The 1,043-nt window shown below is 50.1% G+C and carries 1 protein-coding gene; it reads right to left on the bottom strand.

Annotated elements, in window-relative coordinates:
* Positions 1-754 precede the first annotated feature (754 nt).
* A partial coding sequence (locus tag KOO63_14720) for an RDD family protein (protein ID MBU8923069.1) occupies positions 755-1,043 on the bottom strand: 289 nt, incomplete at its 5' end.

The following is a 1,043-nucleotide window of genomic DNA, read 5'->3' as shown; positions in this document are numbered from 1 at the left end:
CTTGTGTACGCCCAGCATGGGCATGAACTTATGGGGTGCAAGTCCCCTGTAGGAGAACCACTGTCGATGATTGGTCATGATGTTCAACTGTCTCCTTTTGAGCGGTTGTCTCCCTTCGTTGCTGATTATTTGACACCAACTACTAGCCGAAGGCAAGGGCGTCACCGCGAGGTGGGGTCTGGAGGAAGCCTAAGCGCAAAACGGCGAGCCGACGAACAGAAACGTCATATAAGGCCTACTTCCCTGGGGCGAGCTGGCACAAGACAGCAAAGCCCTGTGGTTCGGGGGATAAGGTAAATGACGCGGTTGTGTCGTGACAGTTCATGCACTTATCTGGGGAGATCTGCTCAACAAGCGATCGGTAGAGCACCAGTCAGGCCACTGGTTGAACAAGCCTGGGCCTATCAGCAGCCATCGACTGATAGGAGCGAATCAGATGGAATACCGATAGCGCCCTGTGGGGTAACCCACCGGGTGATTGAGCAGAAGTCAGCAGACGGCATAGTAGCCAAATGCCCATCGTAATGGATGGGACAGGGTGAAGGCCTGAACCTTCGTCAAAGAGTGAGGCGTTTCTGTCTCAGGGATGGCACAGTACCTGATAAAGGTATAGTCACCCTCTGGCGGCAGAGTGACGTAACCAGCTTTGGAGTGATGGCATGGGTCATTACTTTGTACGCGAAGGAAGCGCCCCGTGCGGACCCGCATGCGGGGTGCTGTGGGGAGGGCGGGCTAGAGACCCGCCCTTACCCGATTAGTTTTTAATCACAAGTGTTTGAGCTATTTTGTCATGAAATCCCTGTTTCTTTTTATCCCATGCAACCCAAAATATACCTAAGCACAAAGGTATCATTGAAATGAAGTAGCCAAGGTATCTTCCTATTAATTTGACTGTACTTGCTGGTTGAAGAGTATGTGCATCTACGATTTTTACCTTAAATAGCATTTTGCCTGGAGTTGCTCCAAACTTAGCCCATAAAAGAATAACTATGATAGCTGGAACAACCCACTCAAGCGATAAGTGAAATCCAAGGTAACCACTT

Source organism: Candidatus Latescibacterota bacterium (genome assembly GCA_019038625.1).
GTDB lineage: Bacteria > Krumholzibacteriota > Krumholzibacteriia > Krumholzibacteriales > Krumholzibacteriaceae > JAGLYV01.
Note: the sequence above shows the minus strand (reverse complement) of the source record. Positions and strands in the feature narration are given on the sequence as shown.